Raw genomic sequence first — 4,371 nt, forward strand, 5'->3', positions numbered from 1 at the left:
CAAAACTTGAGGGCAAACGTGTCGGGCTGGTCCGCATGGATAGCGGTTTCTTTGCGAAGGAAATACTTGACTATCTGGAAATGAAAGGGTTACACTATATCATTGCCTGCCGTTTCAACAATCGTATAAAGTACAGTCTCACCCATGAACGCAAATGGATAGAGCTAACAGACGGATTGGAAATATCCGAAACCATCTATCAGGCAAACGGTTGGGAGAAGCCTAGACGCATTGTGATGGTCAGGCAAGAAATAGACAAGCGCCCCAAAGCTGCAGGAAAGCAAATCAAGCAACTGGAGCTTTTTGAGGATGAGCAGGATTTCGGAAAATACCGATACAGCTGCTTTGTAACAGACCTTGACCTGCCGGCCAAGATTGTATATGACTCATATCGCGGAAGAGCGGATTCTGAGAATAGGATAAAAGAATTGAAGAATGATTTCTCCATCGATGACTTTGTCACAAATAACTTCTGGGCAACAGAGGCATGTGGGAATTTCATTGTTATGGCATATAACTTTATGTCGTTGTTCAGACATGCGCTGATCAATTCCAACAAGAAGAAATTTCTGAAGACTATCCGATACGAGTTGATATCGACGCCAGCCTATCTGGGAAAAACAAAAGACAAGCACATCCTATATTTGGCTAGATCACTAAAAACACGACAATCATTCTTATCTATATGGGAAAAATTAAAGGATTTCTCTTTGCCGTACGACACAGAGAAATCCTAATGACCGATTTGGGATAAAAATGTCGGCCACCTGTGACAGGACGCCGACATTAATTCACTCCATATTATATCATTTGAGGGTGTATCAATTCCATATTGATGCACCCTTTTTATCTATCCGGTATTTTTATAAACCAATGCTTTTCAGCAATTCGCCATTGAGATGGCGTATTTCGACCACTCCATCTTCGTAGATAGCGAAGGTTGGCACGTTGCCTCCTTTGGGGAATGTGATAGAACCGGTATTGCAGAATACAGTGTCTTCTTCATTCTCTAAAGTCCACAGATGCGTATGCCCACTGAACACGACGTCGTATTTGCCAGGCAACATGTTCTCCTTATTATATTTATGGCCATGGGTGAGCAGCAGTCTGCGCCCATTGTCGACCACCAGAGCATAATCAGCCATGATGGGGAAATCGAGCAGCATCTGGTCTACCTCCGAGTCGCAGTTTCCACGTATGGCTACTATCTTGTCTGCCATTGCGTTCAGCGTCTCGGCTATAAGTTTAGGGTTCAACCCTTCGGGCAAACCATTGCGAGGACCGTAATTGAGGATATCGCCCAAGATGAGCAACATATCGCAACTTGCGGAATCATAATAAGACAAAACTTGTTGTAAAGTGGGAAAACAACCGTGGATATCGGAAACAATCAAATATTTCATTCTAATAAATATTTGGTAAAAGATGTGGGTGGTGATGGATTCGAACCACCGAAGGCGAAAGCCAGCAGATTTACAGTCTGCCCCATTTGGCCACTCTGGTAACCACCCTTGCTCAATTGCGAGTGCAAAGGTATACATTTTAGCCGACACTGCCAAAGGTTTGACCAACTTTTTTGCCACAAATATTGTCTGCGCGGTGGCTGGGATGATTAATCGGGTATGGCTCAAACTTTTTATTCCCCTTTATTTTGATATTACGGAAAAAACGCTTATCTTTGCAATCGCAATTGCCGATATGGCTCAGTTGGTAGAGCAACGCATTCGTAATGCGTGGGTCCCGGGTTCGAGTCCCGGTATCGGCTCCATTTCAGGAGTAAGTATAAGCGGAATTAGCACATCGGTAGTGCACGGGCTTCCCAAGCCTGGGAGGCGGGTTCGATTCCCGTATTCCGCTCAAATATGTAGAGATGTTCTGTAATCATGATGATGCAGAGCATTTTTTGTTTATTTACACATCGTTTCATAGCATACAGCGACACATTTATGACAGATTCGTGGCAAAAGATGGTGAGCGGAGAGGTATATGACGCTCTCGCCCCTGAACTCATCAACGAATTGAACAGGGTCAAGGACTTGGTATGGCAGTATAACCAAATCAGACCTTCCGATTATACCAACAAGGGAAAAGCCATCAGAGCCCTGCTCGGCAAGTGTGGTGTCAGGCCCATCGTCAACCAGCCCTTCTATTGCGATTATGGCCGCAATATCGAGGTGGGCGACTTCTTCTTTTCCAACTTCAACCTTACCATTCTCGACGAAGCCCCTGTCAAAATAGGCGACCATGTCTTCATCGGCCCCAATGTGAGCCTATACACGGCTTGCCACCCCACCAATCCCGAAGAGCGAAACAAAGGTGTGGAATGGGCGCGCCCCATCACCATCGGCAACTCGGTCTGGATAGGCGGTAGCGTGGCTATTCTGCCTGGCGTCACCATTGGCGACAACTGCACCATAGGAGCCGGCTCGGTGGTTACCCGAGACATTCCAGCCAACAGTATTGCCGTAGGCAACCCCTGCAAAGTCATTAAACATATAGACCATACCTGACCATGCCTACTCTGCATATCGCCATCGTCGGCGGAGGCGCAGCCGGATTGTTTGCTGCCATTACCGCCAAGCACTATTATCCTGACACAGATGTCTGCATCTTTGAGAAGAACAACAAGCTGCTGGCCAAGGTGGCAATTACCGGTGGCGGAAGATGCAATCTTACCAATTCGTTTGCAGATATTGCCGACTTGAGCAATGCCTATCCACGCGGGCATAAGCTTATAAAGCGTTTGTTCAACACTTTCGATTACGATGATGTCTATCAGTGGTTTGAAGACCATGGCGTTCCTCTTGTAACCCAAGAGGACAACTGCGTTTTTCCGCAGTCGCAAGACTCGCAGTCCATCATAGACTGCCTCATCTCTACCGCTCGACAGTTGGGAGTGAAGTTCAGACTCGGATGCACCATCACGAGCATAGAGCAAACGCCCGACGGGAAACTGTGCCTTACCTCTACATGCGGGCAGGCAGGCGCTACGCAGAAGCAACATTATGACCGTGTGGCTGTAACGACTGGCGGGTCACCTCAAATGAAGGGTTGGGAGTTTTTATCACCGGTGGTACGTAAACTGGAATCGCCTGTAGCCTCGCTTTTCACGCTGACCATCAATGACCGCAGACTGCAGAGCATGATGGGAACCGTGGTCAATCCTGTCACAGTCTCTATTCCTTCTACCAAGTTCAAGGCAGAAGGACCGCTGCTTATCACCCATTGGGGCGCGAGCGGACCTGCCGTGCTGAAACTGTCATCCTATGCCGCCCGCTTTCTTCACGATGCCGATTATCACTCCACTTTGGCGGTCAACTGGATTAACCGCACGCATCATCATGAGGTTGAGCAGGAGTTCTATATGTTTATAGCCAGCAACGCGAATAAGATGGCGGGCAATTTACACCCGTTCAACCTTACATTACGGCTGTGGACATACATTCTGGAGAAGTGTGGATGCCCCGCCGACCGGCGTATGGGAGAACTGGGCAAGAAGATGATTAACAAGTTGATAGACACGCTTACCAATGACCAGTATGCCATCGCCGGCAAGGGCAAATTCAAAGACGAGTTTGTCACCTGTGGCGGCGTAGCCTTGGGCGAACTCAACCTCAATACCTTGGAGAGCAAGCACTGCCCGCACCTGTTCTTCGCAGGCGAAGTGACCGATGTCGATGGCATCACCGGGGGTTTTAACCTCCAGGCGGCATGGACCATGGGCTATGTAGTGGGTATGAATATCGGTAAGGCCTAAAACGAAACAGGGGATGCAGCCGTGAGCTGCATCCCCCATCTATTTTTGTTTCAGATTATCCGATTTTGATTTGACGTTCTACCTTGACATCTTCCTTGTTGAACTTGGGCAGAACTATTGTCAGTATGCCGTCTTCGACCTTGGCTGAAATCTTCTCACGGTCTACATCTTCGGGCAGGATGTAGGCTTGCTCGTAGTTGCCGTAAGAGAACTCGCGACGCAGGTAGTGCTCATTACGCTCTTCCTGCTTGTGCTCCATCTTGTTCTCGATGTTTACAACAAGATTGTTATCCTTGTTAAGGCTTATCCGGCAATATTCCTTCTTGATGCCCGGTGCGGCAATCTCCATAGTATATTCCAATGCATTGACCTTTACGTTTACAGCAGGCGCTGTAGTGTTGGTGCGCAGCATACCATTGTTGTCAAAGAACTCATCAAAAGCAGAGTCTAACCAGTTGTTACGTGTTGGGTACATCATAATATTTTCCCTAAAATCCGCAACTATCATCCAATACACGATTAAGGGTAGATTTATGAGTCGTTAGTAGCAGCTTTCAGTAAAAAGCAACAGCACAACATCAATATGTAGCCACCATCCCCTTACCCCACGATGC

Annotated in this window: 5 protein-coding genes and 3 tRNA genes; 5 read left to right on the forward strand and 3 right to left on the reverse strand. The window is 47.4% G+C overall.

Going from position 1 to position 4,371, the window contains the following annotated elements; all coding sequences use genetic code 11:
- On the forward strand, positions 1-737 hold a 737-nt coding region (locus CIK87_RS12475; protein ID WP_144008070.1), incomplete at its 5' end, for a transposase.
- 126 nt (positions 738-863) lie between these two features.
- On the opposite strand, the gene yfcE is transcribed toward CIK87_RS12475, so the two are convergent.
- Together yfcE and CIK87_RS12485 are read right to left on the reverse strand one after the other, a co-directional pair.
- Entirely contained in the window at positions 864-1,403 is a 540-nt protein-coding gene (gene yfcE / locus CIK87_RS12480; protein WP_094387445.1) for a phosphodiesterase, read from the reverse strand.
- Positions 1,404-1,428: 25 nt separating this feature from the next.
- Positions 1,429-1,511: transfer RNA gene (locus CIK87_RS12485), tRNA-Tyr, on the reverse strand.
- 181 nt (positions 1,512-1,692) lie between these two features.
- On the opposite strand from CIK87_RS12485, the gene CIK87_RS12490 reads away from it, so the two are divergent.
- The 4 genes from CIK87_RS12490 to CIK87_RS12505 all read left to right on the forward strand — a co-directional run bounded on the left by CIK87_RS12490 (position 1,693) and on the right by CIK87_RS12505 (position 3,757).
- Positions 1,693-1,768: transfer RNA gene (locus CIK87_RS12490), tRNA-Thr, on the forward strand.
- Between the two features lie 18 nt (positions 1,769-1,786).
- A tRNA-Gly gene (locus tag CIK87_RS12495) sits at positions 1,787-1,857 on the forward strand.
- 89 nt (positions 1,858-1,946) lie between these two features.
- A complete protein-coding gene (locus CIK87_RS12500; protein ID WP_094387446.1) occupies positions 1,947-2,510 on the forward strand; it encodes a sugar O-acetyltransferase in 564 nt (187 codons plus the stop codon).
- Between the two features lie 2 nt (positions 2,511-2,512).
- Positions 2,513-3,757 (forward strand): NAD(P)/FAD-dependent oxidoreductase, encoded by a 1,245-nt coding sequence (locus tag CIK87_RS12505; RefSeq protein ID WP_094387447.1) that lies wholly within the window; start codon positions 2,513-2,515, stop codon positions 3,755-3,757.
- A 55-nt stretch (positions 3,758-3,812) separates the two neighbouring features.
- Here the strand turns inward: CIK87_RS12505 and CIK87_RS12510 are convergent, their stop codons facing one another.
- The gene (locus tag CIK87_RS12510) at positions 3,813-4,235 is read right to left on the reverse strand and encodes an Hsp20/alpha crystallin family protein (protein WP_094387448.1); all 423 of its coding nucleotides are present in this window, start codon (positions 4,233-4,235) and stop codon (positions 3,813-3,815) included.
- Positions 4,236-4,371 lie beyond the last annotated feature (136 nt).

The organism is Prevotella sp. P5-64 (assembly GCF_002251285.1).
Taxonomy (GTDB): Bacteria; Bacteroidota; Bacteroidia; order Bacteroidales; family Bacteroidaceae; genus Prevotella.

Excerpts from the sequence above, each read along its gene's own strand:
- yfcE (WP_094387445.1), bottom strand. The coding sequence starts at position 1,403 with ATGAAATATTTGATTGTTTCCGATATCCACGGTTGTTTTCCCACTTTA.
- CIK87_RS12500 (WP_094387446.1), top strand. The coding sequence starts at position 1,947 with ATGACAGATTCGTGGCAAAAGATGGTGAGCGGAGAGGTATATGACGCT.
- CIK87_RS12505 (WP_094387447.1), top strand. The coding sequence starts at position 2,513 with ATGCCTACTCTGCATATCGCCATCGTCGGCGGAGGCGCAGCCGGATTG.
- CIK87_RS12510 (WP_094387448.1), bottom strand. The coding sequence starts at position 4,235 with ATGATGTACCCAACACGTAACAACTGGTTAGACTCTGCTTTTGATGAG.